This is a genomic window from Francisella-like endosymbiont, assembly GCF_003069505.1.
Taxonomy (GTDB): Bacteria; Pseudomonadota; Gammaproteobacteria; order Francisellales; family Francisellaceae; genus Francisella.
Genome location: NZ_QAPC01000001.1, coordinates 465,962 through 492,155 on the forward strand (window position 1 = coordinate 465,962; position 26,194 = coordinate 492,155).

Below are 26,194 nucleotides of genomic sequence, written 5' to 3' on the forward strand. Positions count from 1 at the left end.
AAATGCTAAAAAACTTTCTTAAATCATTGTTTGAAAATATCTATACTCCTGAAATTGACCCTTTAGAGTACATACAAAAATTTGTCAGGCCAAGCTATAAACAAATAGTTGATGGTCATGAGATTGACTATGCAGGGTTTATCAAACATATAAACAAGCAGAGCGATTACCTAGAATAAAGGTGGTTATAGTAATGATTTTGAGACTAAACTTATAACTACACCACCTATATTTAATGCTATTCAAGAAAGATACCAAATATTTAGACAAAAAATATTAGAATTAGTTGATAATGCAAAAATTTTATCTGTTCCTGCAGGTTTTTACCAGAATTTTCAGAAGAGCTGATCTTATCTAAAAAATTTTCAAATCGATGCTTATGATCTTGATGCAAGCTGTGCAGAAAAAAGTGGATTATCAAAACTTGGGAATGTTAAATATATTATTGAAGTGTTTTTAACTTAAAAATTGAGAATTGTTATGATGCAATAGTTAGTAATGGTCTTAATATTATCTTAAAACTAATGAAAAGGTACAAAAAATTTTTCAGATTTTAAGTGACTTTCTAAAACTAGGAGGAACGCTTATTTGTAGCTTTATAGCTTATTTAGATAAAGTGAATATTAAAAGTTCTGAAAATGCAAAGTTTGGTAAAGAAGTTTTTAGAGATATACTAAATGTAACTTAGATAAAAACCCATTCACAAGATGAGTTTTATCAGATACTTTCAGATTGAGGTTTTAAGTTTTAATATTAAAGAAATTATCTATGATAGCCAGAAGATGTTTCCAACTGCAGTTGCTATTAAGAAATAATAATTATTACTAACGATCGTCATCGTAACTAGCTTTATGGGATTTACCTTCAATATATGAAGCAAAAGCAATTAGTAGTGCAGAAACCACAAAGACAATATGGATAACAGCTGACCACATTAAATCTCTATCAGTTGTCTGAGAAACTTCAAGAATTTTTTTAGTAAAGAAATAGAAGATATACCAATAATTGAACCGGCGATCTTTAACTTAACAGCATTAGGTGAGAGCTTTTTGATCCAGACTGGTTGGCCACCACTTTTTTTATCTAGATTCATCTTGCTTACAAAGTTTTCATAACCACTAATTACTACTATTACTACAAGATTAGCAACTAATACAACATCACAGAGAGTCAAAGCAAGAATTATTAACTGATCTTCGTTAAAGCTTTTAAAAGAGGTAAATAAGTGATGTAGTTCATAATATATCTCGTATATAAAACCAAATAAAATTAGTGATAAAAGCAGATAAATTGGTGCCTGAATCCAACGGATACCAAAGATAAACATCTCAATTATTGATAATATTTTGTTTATAAATTTAGTTATGCGTTGATCCTTATTGAGTTTACAAAAATTACTTAATTAATAAAGATATATGAATTAAAAATTAAAAGCAATAATATATTTCCTCATAAAAAATCTCTAAGTATTATAACGGATAAGCTTTAACTAATATGGGGTAAGTAAAGAATATAAACTGACCTATATTGACGAGATAATGACAAATAATATTTACTTCAATCTTTTTTGTCTTAGAATATAAAGTGCCATATATAAGGCTAGCTATAAATGCTAGTACTGCAAAATGAATTCCTGCAAATGTGATATGAATAAATGCAAATGCGAATGATGTGATTATTACTGCTATAATTGGATTAAAATATTTTTGGAGTCTTGATTGAATAAAGCCTCTCCAGAAGATTTCCTCAAATAGACATGTAAATATCAAATTTACAAAAATAAATATTAAAGTATAGTACGTTAGTTTAAAATCAATTTTTTTGAAGTCAAATAGGTAGCTTATAGGAATTATGATGAATACTCCTATTAAGCCATAAAAACCCTGATTTTATAACTGGTAATAGTTTGCTTAAACTTTTCAAAAGCCTAATTTATGATGAAAAAAATAATAAAAAATATGTTGGTATAATAGAGTTTTAGTTTAAATATAGGCTAAAAAGAATAGTATCTTTTGAAATTTGGATGTTTTTAATTATACATATATTATTGAAACCGGGGGAAAATGCATGTAGTTAATAAATAGAATCACTATAGTAATATTAAAGAAAAATAAACTAAAGCCTTTTTTTGAAATAAAAGCTTAAACGGATAAAAATAATTACTATAGTAATTACTAAAAGCCTAATTAAACTTACTATCCCTCCTACTAATGTAAGAATTAGAGAAGCTATAACTGTGATATACCCAAAAGTCTTAAATCTTGTCCATAGTTATAAAACAGAAGTAATAGCTAAGACATATGCTAAGTATATGAATATTAAATTGAGCATAATTTTAGGCTATGTCTGACACTTCAATTATAGAAGTATTATTATTAATTATAGCATCATCTATTGGTTTTTTACCCCATCTGTCTGTAGTATTAACATTAACACCTTTGAGGATAAGATACTTAACAATATCTTCATGGCCTTCAGCAGCAGCTAGGTGAAGTACTGTTCTTTTATCATAATCACCTTTGTTAATATTGACACCTAAGACAACGACTCTTTTTATTTCTGATAAATCACCAGCACTTGCTGCCCAAATTAGTTCAAATGTTAAGTTTGACTCAACAGCCATTCTCTTCTCAATTGGATTTATTTTGTCACAATGAGTTATATGCTCATAGTTATGGAAACTAAACTTCTCTACTAATCTTTTACTAAATTCAACACCTCTTACAGAGTTATGATTATGGTCAAGGCGATGAGAAAAAATTGCAACACTACCAACATTTGGAATAGCTATAGCCCCAGAGACTCCAGATTTTGCTGGTAAGCCAACAGAGAAAGCATACTCACCAGAGAAATAATATATGCCACAGGAATACATCATTGATAAGCAGTTATGAATCGTTGTTGGTAAAAATATTTTTTTGCTAGTAAAAGGGCATATACCACCATTAGCTATAGATGCCATAATTTTTGCCATTTTTTTTGTGTTAGCTTGGATAGAACAAGTTTGGAAGTAGAAATCCAATGCAGTGTGGATATTTGTGCCCTTTGGAAAAACACCTACTTCTTTCATAAAATGAGCTAGAGCATAATTTCTATCTTCAGTTTCTTTTTCGGAGTAATATACAGCGTTATCAAAGCCGATAGGTTCGTCACCTGCTAGATCTTGCCAAACATTAGTAGTGTATTCAAATCTATCAGCAAGATTCCACTCTGGTTTGATCAGTGGGCACATCATGATATCACAAGAGTTTATCATCGGGTTATGTGAGGCAGGTCGTACTTGTTTAATGCTATAGCATTAAAAGTAATACCACTTGGTTTTCTGCGAACATGTTGGTGAACTTTATCTTCGCCATTTTCTTCAGTAGCTATACGGTATGTAATAGTTTTTGTAGTCGACTGTACACAGTATGATTATAGATAATTTCCTAAGGTAATCATTTGACCATCGACACTACAAAAAGCCACAGCAAAAAGATTAGGATCAACCCTTACTAGTTGAGGAATATAGTTTGCGTTTCTACCAGTTTCATTTTTTTAGTTTCGTTATATATGGCTTCGATTTCTTTTTTAAAATCCTTATAATTAGAAATTATAAAGCCTTTATTAACAGCTTTTTCAATAAGACCTATGGTTTTAAAGGTAATTTCTTGAAATGTATCAAAATCAATCTTATCAATATTAGAGATCTTATCTAATTTGCTAATTAATTTAGTGATGCGAGGATGATTATTGCTAATACCTGACTAAACTAAGATATCAAGAATATCTGTTTTTGTCATAAAGTTATCTTTATCACAGATATAATAATCTTCGCCGCTAGATGTAGTTTTAATCATTATTGTTTTCATAGATAGATATAGTTTTTAACAAAAAATAATATTGAGTTATTTTACAGAAAAAAAGAAGATTAACATATAAACAAGATCTGCTTAACTAATAGTAGCTGTTGCAAGAGCTATAGCCACTAAATATGGATCTGAGTTTGCTCCTGGTCTTCTATCTTCAAGGTAGCCATAACCTTTTAAGGCTACTGGTCTGGGGATTCTAATAGAAGATCCTCTATCAGCATAACCAACTTTGAAAGTGTTAATATCACATGTCTCATGAAGGCCAGTTAAGCGCTCATGAAGATTAAAACCATAATTTTTGATATCGATACTATGATTTTTCTCTAGGTTTTTAACTATATATTTAATAGCTTTTATACCCTCTTGAGGATCTCTGGTTTTCTTCGTTGAGAAGTTTGTATGAAGTCCAGCACCATTCCAATCGCCTTTAATAGGCTTATTATCAAATGAAATGGTAATACCATATTCTTCGCCGAGTCTCTCTAATAACCATCTAGCAATGTGAGTATGGTCTGCAACATTTAGTATACCAGCATCCTCACCATCTACACCTCTATAACCAATTTGAAACTCCCATTGCCCTGGCATAACTTCGGCATTTATACCATAGAATAAAATTCCTGCTTCTAGGCATGCCTGCATATGAGCCTCAACTAAGTCACGACCAAAAGCTTTGTTTGCGCCAGCACTACAGTAGTAAGGTCCTTGAGGCTCTGGGAAACCAGTAGTCGGCCAGCCTAATGGACGACCATCTTTGAACATTGTATATTCTTGCTCAAAACCTGTCCACATCTGATGATTTTCAGCACTATCTAAAAGGGCTCTTAGCTTGGCACGATTATTTGACGTGTGTTGAGTTTGTCCATCAGGGTTATAAACCTCACATAACACTAAATAACCATAGTCTCTTAGTGGATCAATTACAAAGTTAACAGGTTTAAGAATACAATCTGAATTATCTCCTGTAGCTTGGTTTGTTGAAGAACCATCAAAACTCCATTCTGGGAAGTCATCTGGATTCTCAAATTCTTTTAATGGTAAAACTCTTGCTTTAGATCTAAGATGAGGCACAAGATCTGAACCATCAACCCATATGTATTCCGCAGTTATTACTTTCATATCTTTACTATATTCCTTAACATTGGTTAATTCTGTTCAATGATATCAATTGTCTAAAAAAAGTAAATGCTGCTATCACAGTTGCAACTAAAATTTAGAAAAATTCTTAAGGTATTTTAGAAAGTATCAAAAACAATTTCATTAAGCTTAAGTTGGATATTGCCTTTTCTCGCACCTTTTATACATAGATCAGTATCAAGACATTTTTCCAGTCCTGCTGAAATTTTTTTAGAACTAAGCTTATTTGTTAAACTAGTATAAAACTTCTGTTTAGCTAGCCAGATATTATTATCTTTAAATATCTTTTGATGATAAGTTACTGGAGTGTTCTTAAGTTGAGAGAGTATTCTTAATTCTCTTTTTAGAGCCCAGAGTACAAGAGGTGGCTTGTCATTTTCGTTTAGGATGCTATTAAGTATCCTTAGTGCTTTGCTTTTATGTTGAGAGAGAATTGCTTCAGAAAGATCAAATACATCAAAACTGGCATGCTCATGAAGAAAAGGACGAATTGTATTTTCATCAAAGAGTTGACTATCTTGGCGCGAGAGTAGTTTTATGATTTGTTTTGTTGCTATCAAGTTACCCTCGGTCTTTAGTATTAAGAGTTGTGTTGCCTCTTTTGTAAGGCTTAAGCCAAGCTGTTGTGTTTCATAATTTATAATACTTATGGCATTATCTAAACTTGGTTGAAAAATACGAATATGAATAGCTTTATGTTCTAAGCTTTGAAACCATTTTGCTGTGGTGTTTTGCTTTTTCATACTATTGAAAACAAGCAGGTAAACATTACCATCATTATTTATAAGCTTATCAACCAATGCTTGTTGGAGTTTTTTTTGTGGGGGTTTATCAAAATTAAATTGGATAAATCTATCGATTGTAAACAAGCTAAGACTATCAACTTCGTTATACAAAACATCTATGTTTTGTTCACTTAAATCATGATAGCTGATTTCATAACTTTTGGCTTTAAACTGATTAATTATTTTTTCAATAGTATTATATTTTTGCAGAGGCTCGTCACCTGTTATGATAAAAATTTTGTAGGCAGTGAGATCATTTTTTTGTAGTAGATCAAAATAACTTAATTCCATAATATTAAAACTTTTAACTATTATTATATATCATATACTATACTGTTTAGCACATAAAAAATCAAAAGAGGTTTAATTGTGAAAAAGTTAGCTGTAGTAATGCTAACAACAGCACTAATATTGCTGTCAGATTGTGTAACCAAACCAGCAAATATAATACCTGTCAAAAACTTTCAAGCTAATAAATATCTTGGTAAATGGTATTAGATAGCAAGGTTTGATAATAGTTTTGAAAAGGGTATGACAAATGTCTATGCTGAGTATAGTTTAAACCTGGATGGAACTATAAAGGTAGTAAATAGTTGTATCACATTATTAACTGGTAAGAGAAGCTATGCTACAAGGGTTGCTAAATTTGTTGAAAATAAAAATATTGGCTACCTTAAAGTATCTTTCTTTGGACCTTTCTATTATAGTGCGTATGTGGTATTTAAGTTTGATTATAATTATAAATATGCCTATGTGGCCGGTGCTGATAAAGATTATTTATGGCTACTTCTCGAACACAAACAGTGCCATAAAATATGAAAGATGACTTTATCAACCGAGCAAAAGCTTTAGGTTACGATACTGATAAACTAGTTTGGGTTAAACATTAAACAAGATAGGATTTAGACATAAAAACTAATCGAATCAACGAAGTTTGATTTTGTAAATTATTAGTATGTCTAAGCTATGATGATTGATCGGTTGTTTTTTTAACTTTAGTATAAATTGAAATTGTTGTGTTATTCAGATGTTTTTAATTAGCCTTAAAAAGGCTAAAATATAAGCTATATTTGTGTATATTATTTTTAGATGAAGAGTTTACATAATTTTGATAGCTTTGATTTTGGTTGGCTAGTTGTCAGTATTGGGATGGCTGTTGGTGCTGGAATAGTTTTGGTGCCGATAAGTGTTGGTGTAGTTGGCTTTGCAGTCTTTGTAGTATCGATACTTATAGCATATCCAGGTATTTATCTTTTTCAGAAGCTGTATATACAGACTTTATTTGTCGCTAAAGAGCCAACGCCATATAAGGAAACTGTTGCTGAGCTATTAGGTGGTAAGTGGACGACTTTTTTAGGGGCATTGTATCTATTAATGATGCTAACATGGACTGTAATCTATGCTGAAGTTGTAGCAAAGTCTCTAGCAGCTTACTTATATATGTTTAAACTTACTGTTAATCCACATATTGAGTATAACGCTTTGTACAGCGCGATTTTGATGATAGCACTAATTTTCATAGGTATGAAAAGTCAAAAGCTTTTTGTCAGAGTATCAACTTTTTTAGTAGTTGTTTTGATTGTGGCAATTATTTTGGCATCGGTTTTTTTAATTCCGCTATGGTCATTTAATAATGTTTTACAGTTACCTGTTGATAGTGGCGAGTTTATCGCTAAAATTATTATAATGCTACCATTTTCTTCGACATCGATTTTATTTATTCAGTCATTAAGTCCTATGGTAATAGGCTATAGGTTGCATTATCGTAAAAAAGACAAAAACTTTGTCTTAGCTAAGACTGTTAGGACAATGACTTTAGCATTTGTTATCTTAATTGTTATTATTGGCTTTTATATTCTTTCATTTTCATTAGTTATTCCAAGAGCAGATGCGTTAGAAGCTACACAAAATAATCAATCAGCATTTATACTCTTAGAAAAACAAGGCTTATCCAATGGTGTGTTGTATATATGTGGAATTATTATTAGTTTGTGTGCTATTTTCACTTCGTTTTTGAGTGTTTTAGCAGGTATGGAAGAATCCCTAAAAGGATTATTGAGAAAAACTGCAACAAGACTAGGTCTAAAAGATGATACTAATCATATCTTAAGCTTAAATACACTTGTAGTAGTTATAATTTTTCTACTAACATGGCTTTCAATAGTTTTTGATGCACCAGTATATAAACTAGTGCCTTTATCTGGTCCTGTATTTGGTATATTAGGCTGTTTAGTACCATCGTATATTGTTTTTAAAATACCACAACTAGAGAGATACCGCACTAAAAGCATTTATTTTGTTATTTTTGTTGGAATTATATTAGTGATATCACCACTTTTGACTTCTGCATTATCTTAGAAATAAAAAAATCATAGTATATATGGCTAATCTGACTGTGTTATATAATTTTTGGGAAAAACTATCTTTGTCAACCTATTAGTAACTAAGCTGAATCGAAATGGTAGCATAGGATTTTCTGGAGTAGAATTACTAATGAGCTTCAAAAAATCGATTTTACGATCAAGTCATGGGGATGATTATATATTGTTTTCGGATTAATGTATTATTAAAAAATAAATATGATACAGCTAATCAACTATAAGACTATCGTGCTAAACTGGTTAAATTTATTTGTGTTATTTTGTACTGGATTATCTATAACTCAGCATTAGCAAAAGAAGAGTTTGACTTATTAATGCCTAAAATGTCTCATACCAGTAAAGACCATGGTAATACCTGCTTTGTTAGCAGCATCGATAACTTCTTGGTCATTTTTTGAACCACCTGGTTGGATTACCGCTGTTGCTCCAGCTTTGATACATTCTTCTAAACCATCAGCAAAAGGAAAGAAAGCATCCGAAGCAACTACTGAGCCTTTAGCGCCTTGGAAAGCTTGTGCTTTTTCAGCACCAATACGCGCAGAATCAACTCGACTCATCTGTCCAGCACCAATTCCTACTGTTTTAGTATCTCTAGCATAGACAATTGCATTTGATTTGACATATTTAATAGCTTTCCATGCAAACATTAAATCAACCCATTCTTTATTACTAGGAGCTCTATCTGTGACAACTTTACAGTCATTTATTTCAACACTACCATTATCATAAGATTGTGACAGAATACCACTGTGGATGTTTTTACTTATCATACGCGATGATTTAGTATCAAAAACTTTGCCTGTTACTAGTACGCGTAAATTTTTCTTGGATGCCAAAATATCTAAAGCTTCTTGAGTATAAGATGGTGCGATTATTACTTCTAAAAACATCTTACCAAGAGACTCAGCAAATTCTTTATCAACTTCACAGTTAAATGCAACAATACTGCCAAATGCTGAAATTGGATCACAAGCAAGAGCTTTTTGCCAAGCTTGATAAGCATTTTTACCAGAAGCAATACCACAAGGATTAGCGTGTTTGATGATTGCACATGAAGGTTCAGAATATTCACAAACCATTTCAAAAGCACCATCAGCATCATTAAGGTTGTTATATGATAACTCTTTGCCTTGTAGCTGTTTGGCATTAGTAATACTAATACTATCTCTGTCTGTAGAGTATACGGCAGCTTTTTGATGAGGGTTTTCGCCATATCTTAGGACTTGCTTAAGAGTACCTACTGAAAAAAGCTTTTGTGGGTATTCTTCAGCTAACTCTTTACTAAACCAGTTTGCAATATGGCTATCATACTCAGCTGTATGAGCAAAAGCTTCTTTGGCAAACTCACGACGAGTTTGTAATGTTGTTTGACCATCATTCTCAGCTATTTCTTTGATAACTAGGGCATATTGATTAGGGTTGGTAACAATAGTAGTATGTTTGTGGTTTTTTGCACATGAACGCACCATAGAAGGTCCACCAATATCAATATTTTCAGTACAAGTATCAAAGTCAGCGTCAGATTTAACTGTATTTACAAAAGGGTATAGATTAACTACTACCATATCTATTTGCCCAATGTGATTTTTTAGCATTGCATCAATATGCTCGGGATTATCTCTATCAGCTAAAATACCACCATGAATAAGAGGATGTAGAGTTTTGACACGGCCATTCATTATTTCGGGAAATTTTGTATGCTCTGAAACATCTGTTACATTTATTCCAGCATCTTTAAGGGTTTTTGAATTTCCACCTGTTGAAAGTATTTCAATATTATATTTACTTAACTCTTTAGCAAGCTTTATGATACCTGTTTTATCAAATACAGATATTAGTACCCTTTTTATTTTTGACATGCTTATTCCTTGTTATTGATGTATTTAAAAGTTAGATTTTTAATTATTTATCATTATAGCAATTTTAACCATAAATTCTTAGTTAAAACGCTTTTGTTAATCGATATTTTACTAGTAAATTAGCTACTAATATATTAGTATATTTATTATCAAAATTTTAATCTCATAGTATTCAATTTAATATGTCAAATATCGTAATCGTAGGCGCTCAGTGGGGTGATGAAGGTAAAGGTAAAATAGCAGATACTTTAGCTGAGAAAGCAGATTTGGTTGTACGCTATCAAGGCGGCAATAATGCTGGTCATACATTGGTTGTAAATGGTAAGAAGACATTTCTTCATCTGATACCTTCAGGGGTTTTACATCAGCATACAAAATGTGTAATTGGTCACGGTGTGGTTTTAGACCCTGTTGCCTTAGATGAGGAAATTACACGTTTACAAGCAACAGGTATAGCAATCTCAGCAGAGAATTTGTTTGTTTCTGAATCTTGTACAATTATTACTTCTTATCATAAGCATTTAGATGCTGTTAGGGAAAGTAGTACTACTGAAAAAATAGGTACAACTGGTAAAGGTATTGGTCCAGCATACGAGGACAAGGTATCGCGTAAAGGTATTAAATTTAAGCATCTATTTGATAAAGATATATTAAGATCAAGATTAGCAATTTCTCTAGCAGAGAAAGAAACTTTATTTAGAGATTTATATAAAGTCGAATATCCAACATTAGAACAAGAACTTGATAAGCTTTTTGCTTTAGGCCAAAAGCTTAAAAAGTATGCGGCAGATACTTTTTCAATAATAGATAAAGCAATTACAGAAGGTAAAAATGTTGTTTATGAAGGCGCACAAGGTGTGCTTTTAGATGTTGATTATGGTACTTATCCATTTGTGACATCTTCTAATACTTCAGTGGCGGGTGTATATTCTGGGGCGACAACTGCTGGGAATAGTTTAGGTCATGTGATTGGGATTACAAAAGCTTATACGACAAGAGTTGGTGAAGGACCTTTCCCAACGGAGCTTTTTGATGATGTTGGTAAATTTATTCAGCACAAGGGTGGTGAGACAGGTGTAACAACAGGTAGAATCCGTAGATGTGGCTGGTTAGACTTACCTCTTTTAAAATACTCAGCAAAATGCTCAAACTTAACATCAATAGCCTTAACAAAAGTTGATGTTTTATCTGATATGGAGACACTAAAAGTTTGTATTGGTTATAAGTATGAAGGTAGAGAAATATATTGTGCTTATCCTGGTATAGATCTTTACAAGGTTGAGTCAATTCTTGTTGATATGGAGCCATTTTCTATTGATGAAAGTGTAACAAAAGATAATATGCCAGCAGCCCTTAAGACATATCTAAAGACTATAGAGAATCATATAGGTATTCCAATATCTTCATTAGCATATGGACCATCTAGAGAACAAATTTTATTCTTTGAGGATTATTTCAAAAAGGGTTAATTTATGACTTATTCCGCAGAAAATACCGAAGTTTATATAACAAGCCAACAACTTGAACAAGCTGTTACTAAATTAGCAGAACAGATTAATCAAGACTACTCAGGCCAAGAAGTTACACTTGTGTGCGTTTTAAAAGGGTCTTTTATGTTCTTTGCCGATCTTGTGAGAAAGCTACGTATTGATCTAAGGACGCAGTTTATTACAGCATCTTCATATGGTTCTGGGACTACTAGTTCTGGTATTGTGACTTTGACAGAGACTCCATTAAAAGAAGGGTATATCAAAGATAAAAATATCATAATAATCGAAGATATAGTAGATACAGGACATACCTATAATAGGTTAATGCAGGGTATCGGTAAGTATAATCCTAAAACACTAAAGTTCGCGACTTTATTGTTTAAGCCAGCAAAACTTGAAAGAGATGTTAAGCTTGATTATGTCTGCTTTGAAATAGAAAACAAATTTATTGTTGGCTACGGCTTAGACTTCGATGAGAAATATCGTGAACTACCGTATATTGGTCTTATAAAATAAATTTTGTTTGTAAACTACTTAGTAATAACTACTCACAAAAGCTTCTCTAAAAAAATCTTCAGATAATTTGCAAGCTCTTTTATTTGAGAGTTTATTAAATACCGTACCAAACTCAGGATCATTAGTATTAGGATTTGTGAAAGCATGATAAATATTACCAAAAGTATGTAGCTGCCAATCTGCTTTACGCTTATCCATTTTTTGCTGAAATTTATTGACTTGCTTTGGTGGTGCCATTGTATCATTGTAACCATGTAGAACGAGTATTTTGGTATCGATATTTTGTTTTTGACTATATTAGATTCTAGTAAACCATGAAAGCTAATCGCCGCTTTAAACTCAAAATTCGACCTAGACATACCCTAACACACATTTGCCACCAAAGCAAAAATCTATTGCAGCGATATTTGCCTTATCAACTTTCGGTATTCTTTTTACCGTATTGTATGTTATTCTAAGTCTTGTCATTAAAGCATATTTTTCACCTAAGAAGATTATTCATCATGGTAGCATTTTCTTGTTTAGATTTACCTACTTTTGCATCACCATAGATATCTATAGTAAAGCCAAGATAGCCTTTTCTAGCCATAGCTATTGCCCTTATCACAGGCAAAATCATCTCTACCTGCCCATGTCATGTTGATGCTATTAGCACAGCTGGTAAATGCGCGCCTCTATCTGGATATGCACAGCCTCTTAGTAAGACACCATCACCACGATACTCAACTTCTTTTTTAATTATCATTTTAGTTTTCTAGATTAGCTTAAGCTGTTTAGAATTAGCGTAATTATAAAATATAAAGTTAGCTTTGGTATAGTCAAATAATTATAGATTAGTGAAAATTATTAAAACTTGTTTTTTAGTACACTTATTAGGTATAAGATACAGATAATAGTTGTAATAAAAAAGCTAATTGGCACATCAATGTAATACGCAGCTACTATACCTGACCACACTGTCAAAACTGAAATCAAAGTGCTTAGAGCAATAGGCTTATAGAAACCATCGACCCATTGAGTTGCAATAGCAGCAGGTCCGATTAAAAGTGAAAATACTAATAATATACCGACAACTTGGCAAGCCATAGATACAGTTATTGCAATACATATAAAAAGTAAAATAGATAAAAGTTTGTTTGATACTTTTTTTGACTCGGCAAATACCGGATCTATCGATGATATGAATAATGGTCTAGCAATTATTATCAGTAATGTTATTGTAAATATTGCTAAACCTAAAAGAATATATATTTGCTCAAGACTAACTGTGAGTATATCTCCAACAAGGATAGACATTACAGAACCAGAATAACCACTTTGGTATAAGAATAGAAAGTAAGTCCCTAAACCCAAGAAAAAAGTTAGGACAATACCGATAGCAATATCATTTTTCTTAATCTTATCACCAAAAGCCCCCATAAGTAACCCAGCGACAAGATTTATCGCAAGTTGTCCAGTCATTGTTGATAGATTAAGTAGTACGGCACCAGATGCTCCTGTTAGACTAATATGCGCTAAAGCATGTGAGGCAAATGATAATCTTCTAATTATGACAAAGAAGCTAATAATGCCACAGATAATCGCTATTATTGTTCCAGCTATGAATGCGTAGAGCATAAAAGTATAATTAAACACAAATATCATCCTGTAAACAAGGTAGCTCATTACAATAATGGCATTGGCCATCCTTAAAATGGATAAAGGCATCTAGTTGAGTATTAATCTCTTTCATATCATGTGATATTATTAATAAAGTGATATTTTCTTTTTTATGGATTTCTTTCAAGCAAGCTAAGAATCTTTGCTTTGCATCTGGATCAAGATCTGATAATGGTTCATCTAAAAGAAGAATTTTTGGCTTATTAATCAAAGCTTGCACTAAATAGACGCGTTTTTTTTGCCCACCTGAGAGGTTTTTGAATGGTTTATGAATGTAGTCTTCGGTTTGTGTTAATGTGATAAGATATTCTAGCTTTTCTTTAAATCTTTTACTAAATAATGGTAGCCGCCATGCCTTCGGTTTATAACTATATTTAACAAGCGTGTAGCCTGAAGTTTTTTCTTCAAAGTTTATTTCTCGCTCTTGCGGAATATAACTAATAGTATCGACATTTATTTTGTTATTATTAACAGTTATTGAACCAGAGATAGTTGGTATTTTACCTAATAATGTCTTGAAAAATGTTGATTTACCAACACCATTCTTGCCAACGATACCAACCCATGCATTTGTTGGAATCTCTAGGTTTAGCGCAGATGTAATTGGCGTATTATAGCCAATCACAAGGTTGGAGCATTTAATCATTTTATTTTTGTACTTTATCCAATGCTGAAGCAGTTGCCTGTAATGTTTCGATCATCCAGCCAATAGCATCATCATTTGTAGGCATAGTTTCGGTGATACCGACTATTGGTATATTATTTTTCTTAGCAAGTTCTAAGATATTATTTGTAACATTATCTGTGACTTGCTTGTTATAGAAAAGCACTTTGACTTGCTTATCATTAAATAGTTTTTGATAATCAATCATCATTTTAGGACTAGGCTCAGAATCATTCATTATCACCCACTGGAATGCAAGACCTTTCATATTTAATCCTAAGGCATTAGCCATATAACCAAATAATGGTTCCGTAGCGGTTACAGGCGTTTCAGAGCTTGACTGCTTTATTTGTTTGACTAGATCGTAAACCTTTTGATACTTATGGTTAAAGTTTTCAAGGTTTTTTTCAAATAAGCTACTATCGACGGAATCTTGCTTAGAAAAAATATCTTTCAGTTTAGCTGCTAAAGCTGGGAATGTATTAGGATCATACCAAAGGTGTGGATTAATGCCAAATTTTGAAGTTTGCGGATAGTTTATTAGGTCTTGTACCTTAATGATTTCAGCATCTTTATTACTTTTGAGTATTGGTGTAATCCATGAGTCATAATCAGCACCGTTATAGATAATTACATCTGCTTCAGCTAAAAGTTTAGCATTTTTTACAGAAGAGACAAAAGTATGTGGATCACCATCGGCATTATTGATTATGTTAGTAACTTTAACATTACTACCACCAATAAGCTTAGCGATACTACCATACTGATTTTCAGCAGCGACAACTGAGATGTCATGGCTATCTTTTGTTGTTTGTGGCTTATTACTTTCAGCTAAAAGATTTATAACTACCAAAGCTACAATCACAACAGCTGCTAAGGCTACTAGTATATATTTTTTCATGATTTATATCGTATTAAAATTTTTGTACAACAAATGATAGAGTAAAAAAAAGCCAGAGTAAAGTAGTATATATTTTAGCTATTAGAATCTTTGATAAATATAGCGATTACAAAAGAGAAAAGCATCAAAATAGGAATGATTACCAATGTTGTTTGGAAAGCATAGAGTGTTTGATGAGTTTCTTTGAGATAGATGATCATTGCTCCAGTAATCGGCTGTAATACTCCACCACTTAATGGTAAAAACATATTTACAACTGCTAATCCAGTAGCTATTTGTGTTACTGATATTGTGTTTCTTAGAGCAGAATAGTTAAGTATATGTACAGCCTGAACGCCACCAAATAAAACGCAGAGGATATATGCAATAATAATGTTTTGATTAAAAAATAATAAGTAAGTTACGATGAAAAAACCGAATATAGATGAAATTAAAAGAAATCTTTTCTCGCTATTTACTGCAGATGCCATAACTCCCCAAATTGGACTAAAAATACATACACCGATAAAGATTAGTGAAGTACAAAATCCTGCTTGACTTTGGGTAAAACCATATAAAGTTAGATACCTTATACCCCATAAATCTGCAAATAGCACAGTAGTACCATATATCGTAAAACAGAATAAACCATTAAACCAAATTTGTTTGTTTTTTAATACCGCTAAAATATCTTTTAATGTTTGGCTTTGTTTGTTGTTATGTTTATTTTCTTTTTTATAATTAGGGTGAGTTTTGATAACAAAAATACTAAATAATAATAGCATAAAAGAGATCATAAAAATCAAAGCCATAATTTGGGAGATACTAAGATATTTAGACAAAAAAACTAAAGGAGCAGCAGAAAGTGTCGCACCAATATATAATACAAACTGAGTGAGACCTGTAAATGCTGGAAATAATCTATTTGGTAACCAAATAGCTATTGATTTGATCGCACATAAAATAGCAAAACCACCACCAAATCCTGCCAGAATTCTATATACTAGAAGCATAGGTTCAGACTGAGCTATAGTTGCAATAAGCATAGCTACAGAAAATATAACACTGCTAACTATCATTACCTTTTTGACACCAAATTTATCAACTATTATACCAGCTGGTATTTGTGAAACTATATAGCTCCAATAAAAAGATGAGCTAAACAGTGCTGTTGAGGCAATACTAAGGTTATAAGGTTCTTTTATAAAATCATCGAGTAAGGCGCCTGTTGAAGACCTCACAAAGTACTCAAGGGCGTAAAAGAAAGCGCAAATAAATCCAAATACTAAATCCTAAAGTAGTAATCCTTGTCTTATACATTGAACTAAATTCCTCTTTTTTAACAGCTAAGCATTAGGAGTATTATTAGCTTTTCGAGAACAGTGCATTTATTAATACTAAACGATAATTATTATGAAAGCAAATTTTGCTTATTTTTAATTTTTATGCTTGAGCTCTTGCAGGCACTATTCGAGTATTATTTCCAGACATATATATAGTCACTTGATCACCAATATTAAGATCATGCTTATCTTCTTGGAGTATTGCTATGGTTCTTCCGCTATCAAGTTTTATTGTAAACTGATAGCCTTTTGATGATGTTATAGTATCTTCCGTCACCCCACCAGCAATTCCTCCTACTATCGCACCACCTATTGAAGCTACGATACTTGTAAAGACATTGCCACTTCCTGCTAAAGCTCCACCAAGACCACCAACTAAGCCACCAACTCTTGCACCAATATTATCAGAGCCTTTAATATTGACTTGTTGGATATCGATAATTTGGCCATGCTCAACTTGAGATACTTGACCTATAGAATTAGCTGAATAGTTTGGCGTAGAACTAGAGCAGTTTGTCAACAAAAAGCATAATGATAAAAGACAAATCAAAGCAAATTTTTTCATTTATGTTCTCCTAGCAAGATAATTTATTAGCGATTTCAGCAACTCGTTTGCCTAATGTTTTGCATATCTTTATCTCATCATCAGACATGGTCTTATTGGGTAAGAATGTGTTTAAATGCGAGGCTCCATATGGAGTACCACCTGTACGAGTATGTTTTAAGGCTTGTTCACTATACGGTACACCAACTATCAAGCAACCATGATGAATAAAAGGGATCATCATTGATAATAAAGTGCTCTCATGACCTGCATGCATTCCTGATGCAGCGGTGAAAAAACTTACTGGTTTGCCAATTAGACTACCCTTAAACCATAGATCACTGTGTATTTCTAGAAAGTACTTAAGTGGTGATGCCATATTACCAAAATACGCAGGACTTCCTACTATTAGCCCATCACAATTAGCTAAATCTTCTTTTGTTGCATAGAGGTCACCATCATCTGGAATTAAAGGTTCAAGCTGTTCGGTTTTTGCAGAAATATTTGGTACAGTGCGGATAGTTGCTGTTGCTCCTGTGGCCTCAACTCCAAGGGCTATAGTATGTGCCATTTTCTTTATACTTCCACCTTGGCTGTAGTATAGTATTAGTATGTTGTTCATTGTCATTATCTATGTTTGATATCAGATTGTACAAAAAATATTTGCTAATATTAAAAAACTATTGGATCTGGGTTTTTAAAAAATATCTACATAAAGACTGTCCAACAGTAGCTGCCTCAATAACTCTTAAGAGTTTGGTTGCTATCGTACCAGCTTTTTCATTATAATAAATTATTTTGGATGCTTTTAATGCTTTTAGTTCTCTTTCTGAGAATCTGCAAAATTTTCTTTTTGAAAATATGCTTCCAGAAACAGCAACAACTGTTCAGCAGTATATTACTAAGATTTCTTATAAAATGACTTCCTTACCTATTACATCAGTTATAGTCTTACTTGTGGTGATCTTTTTGATGATAAAAAGATTAGAAATAACCTTATATAAAATCTTTTAGGTAAATAGGCAGCATCCAATGCTTCAAAGTCTGTTAGTATACTGGGCATTAATAATAATGGTACCACTATTGATGGGGTTTGTATTTATTTCGAGTACTTATTTTGTATTATATGGCATGGTTGTCAAAGACATTGGTATGGAGCAATATCATTTTGGATGGATTATTGCTTATTTTCTTAATAGCAGGTTTTTTTGTTGTCTACAAGATATTAACCTATATAACAATCAATTCAAAAATTTCCTTATATATGTTTATGTACCTACATATTTGGTGATCTATCGATCATTATCATTAATGCCGATATTTAATTCTTTAGGTTTTTGTTACTTGGCAAATCACACTTTTGGGTGAGGTGATGATCCATGCAATGCAGTATATGAAGGTAACTTTAGATTTTAAAAAAAGAAGTAAAAAAAGATGATCTTAGTATAAGTGTTAATATGCTTAAAGAGTTGTATCTTGCGCAAAAAAAGTTCAAAAATGGTATGAGTATTAATGATTTACATCAAAAAACTTCAATAGCAGATTATGATAAGATTAAAAAAATTCTATATGTTTTAGAAACAGCCAGTATATATTAGGATTACAGCTCAAGATATTTGCTACTTAAACTGTAATGTTTTTGATATAAGCTTACATAAAGTTTACTTGGCTCTTAATCCTACAATTAATTTTAAAACTAGTTCTATTAGAAAAATTAATGTTATAAAATCTCAGCTATACAAACACTTGATATAAAATTATACGAGTGGTTTTAAAATCTTTAAGGTTGACTGATGTTATTTGAAATTCTTGATTTTTCGGCATTAATAATAAATGTCTTATATACAATCTATTTGGCCAGATTAAAAGTCTGGTCGTGGTTGTTAGGTATTATGGGTGCTGTATTACTATTATTCTTATTTGCTATGAAAGGTACATACTTACTAGTATTACTACAGATAGTATATGTAATATTTTTCAGTTATGGTTGGTATAAATGGCATACCCAAGGTGTTGATGGCGAGCATAAAACTGTCAAGTGGATGAAGTTTGCTGATTACCTTCGTTATTTAGTCTATGTGATTGTTTTGTGTATATTTAGTATTGGTTTTAACTATATTACAGCCTCCGCAGATATTATTTCTACCGGTATTCTCACTAGGATTACTTTTACTGCAATTATTATGGCTATAGAGAAATTTATTGAGAACCGGATAGTTTGGATTATTTCTGATTTATATTTTGTTGTTGTGATGTGCCAACAACAGTTATATGGTCAAGTTCTACAAAATTTCATATTTTTTATTACCTCTATTTATGGTTTTTACTATTGGTATATCAATACTAAGATAGTGGAAGCTAACAAATGATTGTTAAGGTAGCTTTACCAATGCCACCTAGTTATATGCTTGACTATAGTGTTGATGGCCAAAATGTAGAGCTATTTGAGCGGGTCTTGGTTCAAGTAGGCAAGCGTCAGCTGATTGGTTTTATCATAGCAAAAGATGTTAAGATTGATTATGAACCTGAAAAGGTTAAAACTATTATAAGAACTCTTGATAAACCGATTAGTTTAGCAATACAAAAATTAATATTATGGCTAGCGCAATATTACTGCTGTGATATATACAGTGCAATACGCTTAGCGTTACCAAATGACTTTCTCAAGCTACAACAGCTTAAGCCACAACAAGATACATATGTATATATCAATCAAGTAAGGCTACAACAACATAAATTAACAGCAAAGCAGCAAGATTTAATAAATGCTGTTGCTGCACAAGAGTTAATTAAAATAGAAGATCTAAAACAGTTAGCCTCAAGCTATGTTATTAATAAGTTATTTGATAACAATATTCTTAATAAAACTTATAAGCTAAAGCAAAGTGTAAATACCCTGAATGCTGATAAAGCTAGGACTCTTAACCAAGAACAACAATATACTCTAGAACAAATATTAGCTAATACAAATTTTAATGTATCGTTGTTATATGGTATTACTGGAAGTGGTAAAACCGAAATATATTTACAAACAATAGCTGAGTTTTTATCTAAATCGCAGCAGGCGTTGATTTTGGTTCCGGAGATAAATCTTACTCCACAAACAATCAAGAGATTTGAAAATAGATTTGTAGATAAAAATGTTGTTGTGCTACATTCTAAATTAAGTGACAAAGCAAGGTTAACTAATTGGCTAAAGATAAAGCAAAGCAAAGCTGATATTGTAATTGCGACACGTAGTGGTGTTCTAGCTGATTTTAATAATCTTGGAATAATTATAGTTGATGAAGAACATGATAGCTCATTTAAGCAGCAAACTACTACTATCCGCTATAATGCTCGAGATGTCGCGATATTTAGAGCTAGACAGCTTGATATACCGGTAATATTAGGAAGTGCAACACCATCGCTACAAAGCTACTATAATTGTGTTACTGGTAAATATCGACTACTTAAACTAACACGAAGAGCATTAAACTCCCATAAAAATCAAATTGAACTTTTAGATTTAAAATCAACTATCGTTGATAATGGCATTAGCAGTCAGATCTTTAGTCTTTTACAAAAAAATATTCAATCACATCAGCAATCACTGGTTTTTATCAATAAACTAGGTTTTGCTAAAGCATTAGTATGTAAAAGTTGTGGTGAGGTTGTTGAATGCAAAAAATGTGATAAACCTTATACTCTACATACGCAGCCATATCAGTATTTAGAGTGTCATTTTTGTGGTTCGCGTAAGTCTTTGGTTACAGTATGCCCTAGCTGTGGAGCACAAGAGTTATTTCCTTATGGTTGTGGGACTGAAAAAATTCAAGCTCGAATAGAAGCAAAATTTCCTTACAATAGAGTTATACGTTTTGATCGTGCAAATATCAAAACTATAGCTGATTTACATGCTATTAACCAGATGATAAATGAAAATCAAGTTGATGTTATTGTTGGTACACAAATGATTGCAAAAGGGCATCATTTTGAGAATATTACCTTAGTTGGCTTAATAAATATTGATATTGGTTTATATAATAGTGATTTTAATGCTATTGAGAGAACAGCACAGATGATTATACAGGTTGCTGGTAGAGCAGGTAGGGCAGATAAACCAGGAACAATAATATTACAAACTTATCAACCAGAAAATAAGCTACTTCAGTTGTTAGTAAATAGCGATTATTTGGAGTTTTTAAATTATCTTTTGCAGCAAAGGGAATATGCTGGTTATCCACCTTATGCATATCAAGCTCAAATAATTGCAGAATCAAAAAAACAAGCGCAAATTCTAGCGTTGCTAAATGATATATATTCAAACATATCTAACGGTGTAAATATTCAAGTCTCTAAGCCTTTGCCGGCATTACAACTTAAACGTAATAATGTCTATAGATATAGCTTATTGCTAACAGCAAAGACGCGTAAGGAAATTAATTCTATAGTTAATTGGCTTAGTAATAAATTTGCTATGAATATATCAAGTTCAGTAAAAATGTACTTTGATATTGATCCTATTGACTTAGCATAAGCGTTAGAGTAAAAGTTTGATCTTTTAGTACTGCTACAAAATACTTCATTGAGTTGGAGAGGGATTACTGTATCTGTTGAAAAATAAATTACTAGTGATTTTTGAAATAATACAAATACTTATCTAAAGTAGTTTTATAGTTTATTTTATTATTTGAGAGTTCTTGAGGTTTCAGGTATTCTTAACAAGATTAATAAGAAAACCCTCATATTTATTAGCATTAAAGTTATTAAAGAAAATCTCCATGAGCTAACTGATTGTATAAATGCACCTAATATTAGCACAATACTTGGTGATAGCTGACTAGCCAAGGCATATAAAGAAAATGATTTTTCAATCTCTTAGGATTATGTGAAATATTAGCACTTATTGATCTACTTATTACAGAGAGCACTACCAATCGCAGTTACAATTTTACCGATATAATAAGAAAATGATTCCTTGAGCAAAAGCTGATATCAAAACATATAAAATTGTTATTGATAATGAAATTAATACAAGTTTCTTACGCCGATATCTATCACTTAGGTATCGATAAGGTAGTTGAAAGATACCTATGATGAGCATAATAGATATACGCTATTTTAAAGTAATGCTTGAGATGTTTCAAAATCAGTTTTGATGTGGGCTTAAGGATGCACTTATAAAATCAACCTAGATTAGTGCTGTAAGTACAATCAAGCCACTAAAAATCAAGGCTATACGATACGCTTTAAGCATTTAGAGTTTATTTAATAATGAATAGATTATTAAAGATATTTTTTAATTAAATGATAATTACAAAGTTTTATTTAGGACTTTGTATATTTTTTTAAGGATAGCTGGATTACTGTTTAGCCAGTTGTCAAACTCTTGAGCAATTTTCTTGCCTTTTGGTGTATTTTAACGTAAAAGCTTTGTAGTATTGATTATCATTAACTTTTACAGCTATTTTGCAGATTTTAGGGTTCTTAGAGTGTTGATAGGCTATCTCTAGAGTATCTATAAACATAATATCTAGGTGGATATTATCTATACCTTTTATGATAGAAAATGGTACATAATTGCCAGTTATTCCTACAATAATATCAGCCATATGCATTTGAAACCATAACCACCATAGTAGCTGTAAATGCGAATATGAATTTTTTCATGATTTTAAAGATTATGGTTTTTGCTAATAAGATTTTACATAAAGAGCAAAAAATAGAATAATCCTAAATAGTGATTTTTATTGAGATTGATCTTCTTTTTTTCTAACCTAGTAGCTACAAAACAATCTATTGTAACTGCTAGACCAGCTGATATAATCCATGCTAAATAATACATATAGTTTTCTCCTTATCTAGTACATTTCATGTGAGTTAGCTTTAACTTCTTCGGCTGATATTCTTCTCCCATTAGCCCACATTTTCTTATAGACAAAGAAAGTATAACTAAATATGATTGGAAGAATAATAACTGCTGCGCATAATATACCTATCAGTGATGTTTGGCTACTACTTGCATTGTAGACTGTTAGGCTATACATATAGTCACCAATATTAGAAACCATGATAAAAGGGAATAAAATAAAGCCAACAGTTAGTACCGCACCGAATAAAGAGGCCATACTAGCTAAGAATGTAGCACCATCTCTGTCTTGATTGTTAAATCTAATGACAAATATAGCTCCAACAAAAGCTAGTATAGGTGCGAACCACATCCATATATGTGCATGGTTGAAGTTATATACCATGAATAATCAGTAGTTACTTTACCAGCTGTAAAAGCATGGTTTAAAGCATCTGATAGATGAGCTAAGCCAGCATCTGGAGTAAACTGATATCCAGGTATAAAAGATATCCAAATGGCAGCAATTATAAATAAGACTATATATACAGTTGCTGTTACATTAGTAATCTTTCTAAATCTATCGCGTAAAACGCCACTAGTTCTAAGCTTAACATAAGCAGAACCATGCATTAACGCCATATTTAGTGCAAATATACCAATAATAGTGCAAATGGTGTTAGTAAATGTAGTAATGTGATCCACATCGACTGATATTCGCCATTTGTTACTGTACCATAAATTAGTCTGGCAGTATTATCATAAGAGATTGGGAAACCCAAATAAAGATTACCAACAGCTACACCCATCACAACTATAGGGATTATACTTCCAAGTACAAGCATCCAATCCCAGAAGTTACGCCATTTAGGATTGTCTATTTTCTTTCTATACTCAAAAGCAGGAGGTCTAAGGAAAAGTCCCCATAGTACTACTAAAATTGTAATATATAATCCCGAGAAGCTAGTGGCATATACTTGAGGCCAGATAGCAAATATAGCACCACCAGCGGTGATAAACCAAACTTGGCTACCATCCCATGTAGGCCCTACAGTATTTATAATAGCTCTTTTCTCATATTCGTCCTTGCCAACGAATTTCGCAAGAATACCTGCACCAAAATCAAAACCAACTGTAGCAGCTACCAAAAATATTAGCATTCCTACAACCAGCCAAGAGATAATTTGTAACACATCCAATAACATTTATCTTTCCTTATTTACTTTTTTTGTTCAAAATGATATTTACCAGTACCTAAAGAGCTAGGACCAAGTCTTGCATATTTAAACATTAAAAACACCATTACAGCAAATAGCGCAGTATCTATTAGGAAGAATATTGCCATTGATGTTCCAACGTTCGCAGCAGTTAATGCTGAAGAACTAATGCTTGTAGATAGTTGATTATAAACAGTCCAAGGCTGACGACCATGCTCAGTTACATACCAACCAGCAATGCATGCGATATAAGGTAATGGTATTGACCAAATCATTACTCTTAGAATGAATCTACTAAATTTGTTATTAATAAGAGCATTTCTAGCAAGTAGAATTAATCCAACAACTATTAAAGTAAACATAAAGAAACCTATGACTACCATTATTCATAAAGCTCCAGAAAACACTAGCAACATCTGGAACCATATTGGTAGCAACAGCTCTTACTAATTCTGGATCATTTGCAGCTTTAGTAATTGTTGCTGAGTCAGCTACACCATATTTTTCTTGAGCAGCTTGTACTAACATTTTACCAAAGCCCATATATTTCTGATAAGTAGGGTTGTTGTAGTTAGTATAGTTACTGTCAGGAGTATCACTGCTATGACCTGTCTCACGCCATTTTAGAAGATCTGCATATGCAAGACCACCTTCTTTGATCATCACTAAAGCAGAAGGTACTTTTTCATATTTGCTCTGGTTTGCAGCAGCAGCTTGAGGTGAAACATCAGCAGTTTGCCCTGTTTTGATATCTCTGTAGTATGCAAGATTTGGATCTCTTGTACCATCAGCTGTCTTTTTACCATAAAGTATAGCTTTGATTCCTGGAATCTCTGTGTCTGTTGAGTGAGTTGCGATCACACCTAAGACAGCTGGGATAGGAATATCAAAATTATTTTTTTGTTCTTTTTGACTTGGTAGTGCCACGGCGTTAAAGGCTGCTGGAGCCTTAGATGTATCCCATTCTGCTTCGATAGCTGCCATTTTTAGTGGTTGTACTCTAAAAGCATCAACACCGTTTGCATCACCGAAGATAATCGCAACTAAACATGTAATTAAGCCAAAACCTAAACCGATAGCGATAGATCTCTTAGCAAATGCTACATCGCGACCTCTAATCAAGTAAAATGCACTTATACCGATTACAAAGATTGCTGCAGTAGTGTATCCAGCAGTCATAACATGACCAAAGTTTGTTTGAGTTGTATGGTTAAGAAATAGATCTAATAAGCTAACTGTCTCCATTCTCATAGTCGCAGCAACAAATTCAGAGCCTACTAGATGCTGCATGTAGCCATTTGCAACTAAGATTAGTAAAGCTGAAAAACTTGAACCAATTGCTAGACAAAATGTTGATAGTAAATGTTGTTTTTTTGTAAGCTTATCCCAACCAAAGAAAAATAAGCCAGCAAATGTAGACTCAAGCATAAATGCTGCTAAGCCTTCAATAGCTAAAGTGTACCAAAAATGTCACCTACTGATTGAGAGTAATATGACCAGTTAGTACCAAATTCAAATTCCATGGTTAGACCGGTAATAATGCCTAAAGCGAAGTTTATTCCGAGTAATTTACCCCAAAACTTCACCATATCTTTATAAACTTCTTTACCTGTTCTTATGTACATTAGCTTCATTGTGAAAATGATCCACGTCAGACCTAAAGTTAGCGGAACAAATAAGAAGTGAAATGATGCTGTTAAACCAAACTGCAATCTTGCTAAGTCAACAGACATGGGCGTTGGTAACATATTTATTTTCTCCTTATAGTTCAAGTAACTAAACGTTATTAAATTTTCTAAAAAGAAAGTTGGAAGAAAAAATAGACTGATCTTGGTTGTAGTCACTTTTTCTCACCTTTAATTATGCAGTTCAAATTGTAACATATTAATTGAATAAATCAAAAAATAAATTCCGCTAAAAGCATTGAAAATAAAGGATATTAGTATACTAAAATGGTATAGATTAAATATGCTGGAATAATAACGTTTTGGATTTATGTTAGTTTCACGCTATAATGCGCCATTATAATTTAATTAGT

General features: G+C 32.1%; 14 protein-coding genes and 11 pseudogenes. 8 read left to right on the forward strand and 17 right to left on the reverse strand.

What is annotated here, in order from left to right; genetic code table 11:
• Window positions 1–2: 2 nt before the first annotated feature.
• Window positions 3–179 carry a hypothetical protein gene (locus C9379_RS02640; protein ID WP_318263319.1) on the forward strand — a complete coding sequence of 59 codons (177 nt, stop codon included), beginning with the start codon at window positions 3–5 and terminating at the stop codon, window positions 177–179.
• Window positions 180–824: 645 nt separating this feature from the next.
• Here the strand turns inward: C9379_RS02640 and C9379_RS02645 are convergent.
• The 5 genes and pseudogenes from C9379_RS02645 to holA form a co-directional block, all read right to left on the reverse strand.
• Window positions 825–1,366, reverse strand: a pseudogene (locus C9379_RS02645) (TIGR00645 family protein).
• 103 nt (window positions 1,367–1,469) lie between these two features.
• Window positions 1,470–2,331, reverse strand: a pseudogene (locus tag C9379_RS02650) (CPBP family intramembrane glutamic endopeptidase).
• A gap of 4 nt (window positions 2,332–2,335) precedes the next feature.
• Window positions 2,336–3,851 (reverse strand): annotated as a pseudogene (glsA, locus tag C9379_RS02655) (glutaminase A).
• Window positions 3,852–3,932: 81 nt separating this feature from the next.
• Entirely contained in the window at window positions 3,933–4,970 is a 1,038-nt protein-coding gene (locus C9379_RS02660; RefSeq protein ID WP_143384816.1) for a glutamine synthetase beta-grasp domain-containing protein, read from the reverse strand.
• 116 nt (window positions 4,971–5,086) lie between these two features.
• A complete protein-coding gene (gene holA / locus C9379_RS02665; protein ID WP_143384817.1) occupies window positions 5,087–6,064 on the reverse strand; it encodes a DNA polymerase III subunit delta in 978 nt (325 codons plus the stop codon).
• Window positions 6,065–6,142: 78 nt separating this feature from the next.
• Between holA and C9379_RS02670 the strand changes: the two are divergent.
• Window positions 6,143–6,663: pseudogene (locus tag C9379_RS02670) on the forward strand (lipocalin family protein).
• Window positions 6,664–6,862: 199 nt separating this feature from the next.
• Entirely contained in the window at window positions 6,863–8,131 is a 1,269-nt protein-coding gene (locus C9379_RS02675; RefSeq protein WP_143384818.1) for an aromatic amino acid transport family protein, read from the forward strand.
• A gap of 334 nt (window positions 8,132–8,465) precedes the next feature.
• On the opposite strand, the gene purH is transcribed toward C9379_RS02675, so the two are convergent.
• Complete coding sequence (purH, locus tag C9379_RS02680; protein WP_143384819.1) at window positions 8,466–10,013, reverse strand: bifunctional phosphoribosylaminoimidazolecarboxamide formyltransferase/IMP cyclohydrolase; 1,548 nt, start codon at window positions 10,011–10,013, stop codon at window positions 8,466–8,468.
• Window positions 10,014–10,195: 182 nt separating this feature from the next.
• On the opposite strand from purH, the gene C9379_RS02685 reads away from it, so the two are divergent.
• Window positions 10,196–11,482, forward strand: a complete 1,287-nt coding sequence (locus C9379_RS02685) for an adenylosuccinate synthase (RefSeq protein ID WP_143384820.1) — start codon at window positions 10,196–10,198, stop codon at window positions 11,480–11,482.
• A gap of 3 nt (window positions 11,483–11,485) precedes the next feature.
• On the forward strand, window positions 11,486–12,019 hold the full coding sequence (gene hpt / locus C9379_RS02690; protein ID WP_143384821.1) for a hypoxanthine phosphoribosyltransferase: 534 nt from the start codon (window positions 11,486–11,488) through the stop codon (window positions 12,017–12,019).
• 18 nt (window positions 12,020–12,037) lie between these two features.
• Here the strand turns inward: hpt and C9379_RS02695 are convergent.
• The 7 genes and pseudogenes from C9379_RS02695 to wrbA all read right to left on the reverse strand — a co-directional run bounded on the left by C9379_RS02695 (window position 12,038) and on the right by wrbA (window position 17,737).
• Window positions 12,038–12,764, reverse strand: a pseudogene (locus C9379_RS02695) (dienelactone hydrolase family protein).
• Window positions 12,765–12,865: 101 nt separating this feature from the next.
• Complete coding sequence (locus C9379_RS02700; RefSeq protein ID WP_343377510.1) at window positions 12,866–13,705, reverse strand: metal ABC transporter permease; 840 nt, start codon at window positions 13,703–13,705, stop codon at window positions 12,866–12,868.
• Window positions 13,647–14,324, reverse strand: a complete 678-nt coding sequence (locus C9379_RS02705; protein ID WP_143384823.1) for a metal ABC transporter ATP-binding protein — start codon at window positions 14,322–14,324, stop codon at window positions 13,647–13,649. The genes C9379_RS02700 and C9379_RS02705 overlap by 59 nt, the downstream gene beginning before the upstream one ends.
• A gap of 1 nt (window position 14,325) precedes the next feature.
• On the reverse strand, window positions 14,326–15,243 hold the full coding sequence (locus tag C9379_RS02710) for a metal ABC transporter solute-binding protein, Zn/Mn family (RefSeq protein ID WP_143384824.1): 918 nt from the start codon (window positions 15,241–15,243) through the stop codon (window positions 14,326–14,328).
• A gap of 74 nt (window positions 15,244–15,317) precedes the next feature.
• A pseudogene (locus tag C9379_RS02715) lies at window positions 15,318–16,542 on the reverse strand (MFS transporter).
• 123 nt (window positions 16,543–16,665) lie between these two features.
• Window positions 16,666–17,130: an outer membrane lipoprotein gene (locus C9379_RS02720; protein WP_143384825.1), complete on the reverse strand. Its 465-nt coding sequence runs from the start codon at window positions 17,128–17,130 to the stop codon at window positions 16,666–16,668.
• Window positions 17,131–17,140: 10 nt separating this feature from the next.
• Window positions 17,141–17,737, reverse strand: coding sequence for an NAD(P)H:quinone oxidoreductase (wrbA, locus tag C9379_RS02725; RefSeq protein WP_143384826.1), 597 nt, complete (start codon window positions 17,735–17,737; stop codon window positions 17,141–17,143).
• 5 nt (window positions 17,738–17,742) lie between these two features.
• Here wrbA and C9379_RS02730 point away from each other — a divergent pair.
• The 3 genes and pseudogenes from C9379_RS02730 (at window position 17,743) to priA (ending at window position 21,628) form a co-directional block, all read left to right on the forward strand.
• Window positions 17,743–18,884 (forward strand): annotated as a pseudogene (locus C9379_RS02730) (YhjD/YihY/BrkB family envelope integrity protein).
• 18 nt (window positions 18,885–18,902) lie between these two features.
• Entirely contained in the window at window positions 18,903–19,478 is a 576-nt protein-coding gene (gene pnuC / locus C9379_RS02735) for a nicotinamide riboside transporter PnuC (RefSeq protein WP_143384827.1), read from the forward strand.
• Window positions 19,475–21,628 (forward strand): replication restart helicase PriA, encoded by a 2,154-nt coding sequence (priA, locus tag C9379_RS02740; RefSeq protein WP_143384828.1) that lies wholly within the window; start codon window positions 19,475–19,477, stop codon window positions 21,626–21,628. The genes pnuC and priA overlap by 4 nt, the downstream gene beginning before the upstream one ends.
• Window positions 21,629–22,405: 777 nt before the next feature.
• On the opposite strand, the pseudogene C9379_RS02745 reads toward priA, so the two are convergent.
• The 4 pseudogenes from C9379_RS02745 to C9379_RS02760 form a co-directional block, all read right to left on the reverse strand.
• Window positions 22,406–22,664: pseudogene (locus tag C9379_RS02745) on the reverse strand (transporter substrate-binding domain-containing protein); the annotation flags it as partial.
• 188 nt (window positions 22,665–22,852) lie between these two features.
• Window positions 22,853–22,936 (reverse strand): annotated as a pseudogene (locus C9379_RS02750) (CydX/CbdX family cytochrome bd oxidase small subunit); the annotation flags it as partial.
• Window positions 22,937–22,952: 16 nt separating this feature from the next.
• A pseudogene (cydB, locus tag C9379_RS02755) lies at window positions 22,953–24,144 on the reverse strand (cytochrome d ubiquinol oxidase subunit II).
• 14 nt (window positions 24,145–24,158) lie between these two features.
• Window positions 24,159–25,904: pseudogene (locus tag C9379_RS02760) on the reverse strand (cytochrome ubiquinol oxidase subunit I).
• Between the last annotated feature and the right edge of the window lie 290 nt (window positions 25,905–26,194).